This is a genomic window from Blastopirellula marina DSM 3645 (assembly GCF_000153105.1).
Classification (GTDB): domain Bacteria; phylum Planctomycetota; class Planctomycetia; order Pirellulales; family Pirellulaceae; genus Blastopirellula; species Blastopirellula marina.
Map to the genome: position 1 here is coordinate 1 of NZ_CH672376.1, position 2756 is coordinate 2756.

General features: G+C 56.5%; 3 protein-coding genes. All 3 read left to right on the forward strand.

Annotation, left to right across the window (positions count from 1 at the left end):
* Positions 1-74 precede the first annotated feature (74 nt).
* Entirely contained in the window at positions 75-1094 is a 1020-nt protein-coding gene (locus DSM3645_RS27500; protein ID WP_002650231.1) for a DUF1559 domain-containing protein, read from the forward strand.
* A 51-nt stretch (positions 1095-1145) separates the two neighbouring features.
* Complete coding sequence (locus tag DSM3645_RS01595) at positions 1146-1583, forward strand: hypothetical protein (RefSeq protein ID WP_002650232.1); 438 nt, start codon at positions 1146-1148, stop codon at positions 1581-1583.
* Positions 1584-1881: 298 nt separating this feature from the next.
* Positions 1882-2756, forward strand: an 875-nt coding sequence (locus DSM3645_RS27505) for a DUF1559 family PulG-like putative transporter (RefSeq protein ID WP_002650233.1), incomplete at its 3' end; no start/stop codon positions are given.

Consider the following 2756-nt stretch of genomic DNA (forward strand, 5'->3'; position numbering starts at 1 on the left):
CCCCCCCCCCCCCCCCCCCCCATTCGCCATTAGGGGGGTGTTTGCGGTGGAGATCGGGATTTACGTTAGTTGAGTTGCTGGTCGTCATTGCAATCATCGGGGTCTTAGTCGCTCTCTTATTGCCCGCCGTTCAGCAGGCGCGCGAAGCGGCGAGGCGGGTTCAATGCAGCAACAACATGCGGCAGATCGGTCTGGCGATTCATAATCACCACGACGCGCATAATGCTTTTCCGACGGTGGGGCGAACGTCGTCCGCTTTTCCCAGCTATACGGTGCCTGCCGATCAGACAGGGGGGCAACCGGAAACGCTTTCAAAGCAAGAAGCGAGCTGGCTCTACCAAATTCTTCCCTACATGGATCAGCAGAATATTTGGGAAGGGGATGGATACGGCACCGCCGCCGAACGCGGGCTTCGCTCGATGGAAGCGGTCATCAACTCGTATTATTGCCCAAGCCGTAGGGCTCCAGCGGGGATCAGCCAGAATTATGACCGGCAGACGACGCATAAGTATCAGACCGTCACTTTGCCAGGCCCTCCTACGGTGCCCAGCGGAGCGTCGGAGCATTTGACGGGGCGAAGCGACTACACCGCTTGCTGCCAGGCGGATCGTCCGTCGAATCTGAAGACTCTCTATCCCACCGAATTTCCGGATGACGCCGCGCTCGACGCGGTCGGTTTTGCAAATATCTCCTACGGCCATGGCTTTGGAAAGCGAAACGACTACTGGAATGCGTCGGGGCCCCGCGGCACGGCGCTGCTGACGTTCTCAGGCGTCTCCGACGGCGTTTCGACCACGATTTTTATCGGTGAAAAACGCATGCGTTCCTCCGGAATCGGCGGAAACGTGGGTAACGACGACAACGGCTATATCTGCGGTTGGGATAACGATACGGTTTCTCGAGCCGACTATCCGGTCGGACCGGATGCTCCCATTATTCCCAGCGAATCGGCGTTCGGATCAGCCCATCCCACCGGGTTCAACACGCTTTATGGCGATGGCAGCGTGAGCTTGGTCAGTTATGGAGTTGATCCGATCACGATGACCCGAATGGGTCACGTGGCGGATGGTCGATCGTACAAGTTGCCCGACTAGCAAGCGGATCTTGTAAACACTCTTAACGCCTTTAGTAGGAGCAAGGTCCGAATGGACAGAACGATTACTCTACTGTTGTTGGCTCTCTCGCTCGTTTTCGCTGGTTGCGAAAAAGGAGAAAATCTCGTCAAGGTAAGTGGTCAGATCGTCGAGAATGGTCAAGCGGTGTCGGTCCCGCACTATGAAGAAGGGGTAAGCGGTCTGCGCGTGATCTTTGTTCCGTTGGACGAGACCAGCAAGCCGGTCCCCAACAGGATGTCGGACAGCGCATTTGCTCAGCAGGATGGAAAGTTCCTGATGTACGGCAATATGGGAACCGGCATCGCTCCCGGCAAATACCGGGTGGCTGTGCAGATGGTGGCTCCTGGAGCGGACGGAGCGGATCAATGGAAAGGTCGATACGGCCCCAATTCCTCCCCTTTCGAGTTTGATATCGCTGGATCACGTCAGGAGGTGTCGATTGATCTGGCGAAGAAGCCAGGCTCGTAAGCGTCCTAAGCGGATCTCGTCGAAGCAAAAACCGAGCGCCGCTGATAAGTCATCAGCGGCGCTTTTCATGTTTCCTCCGACGATGTCCACCATCGCAAGAGAGCGACCTTCGAATTGAAATTGCTCCTGGCGCCGCAGTCTGGATCCGCAAGCGATCGAAAAGCCGAGATCCCGTTCTCATTGCATTGTTTGTCTCAAGGGTTATCTCCCTCGGTTTTCTTGTCGCAGCAAGGTTGTGGTTCCCCCCATCCCTTTCCTTTTCATCCTCTTTCCTCTCTTTTTTATTGGAGGCGATGTGATGAACTCAAACTCTGCGCCGCGCGGCTTTACGCTCGTTGAATTGTTAGTCGTCATCGCGATTATCGGAGTCCTGATCGCCCTATTGTTGCCGGCGGTTCAAGTGGCCCGCGAAGCGGCCCGTCGTACCCAATGCAGCAACAATATGCGTCAAATCGGCCTGGCGGTCCACAACCATCATGATGCGCACCAGTATTTACCGACCGCCGGAAAAGATTGGGAGTACTACGTCACGTTTTCTGTCGGCTTTGGTGAAACGGGCGGCACGCCCGAGGTCGGATCGAAGCAGGAGGCAGGCTGGCTTTATCAGATCACTCCCTATATGGACCGCCAAAACATCTGGGAGGGAGATGGCTACGGATCTGCCGAAGAACGCAACCATCGAATCTCCGAAGCGGTGATCGAAACGTACTATTGTCCTTCGCGCCGCGCGCCGATCGCCACGAGCAACGCGTATCGTCAAATCTACTATCGCAGCGCCAACGTCGGCGCTCCCAGCGGCGAACACCTGACCGGCAGAAGCGACTACACCTCGTGCTGCGAAAATACCCGCCCGAGCAATCTGAAAGTGCTGTTTCCGGAGCAATTTCCCGATGACGCAGCGCTTGACGCCGCCGGTTTTTTCAACATGGGATATGGCTACGGAGTAATGAAACAGACTGATTACTACAATGCGGCCGGGCCGCGCGGCACGCAGTTGCTCACGTTTACCGGCATTGCTGACGGCGCGTCGACGACCCTCTTCGCCGGAGAAAAACGACTGCCGACATTTGCGGTCGGCGGCAACGCGATCAATGAAGATAACAGTTGGATCTGCGGCTGGGACAATGACACCGTTTCACGCGCCGATGTCCCTGTTGGTCCCGATGTGCCGAA

Excerpts from the sequence above, each read along its gene's own strand:
- DSM3645_RS01595 (WP_002650232.1), top strand. The coding sequence starts at position 1,146 with ATGGACAGAACGATTACTCTACTGTTGTTGGCTCTCTCGCTCGTTTTC.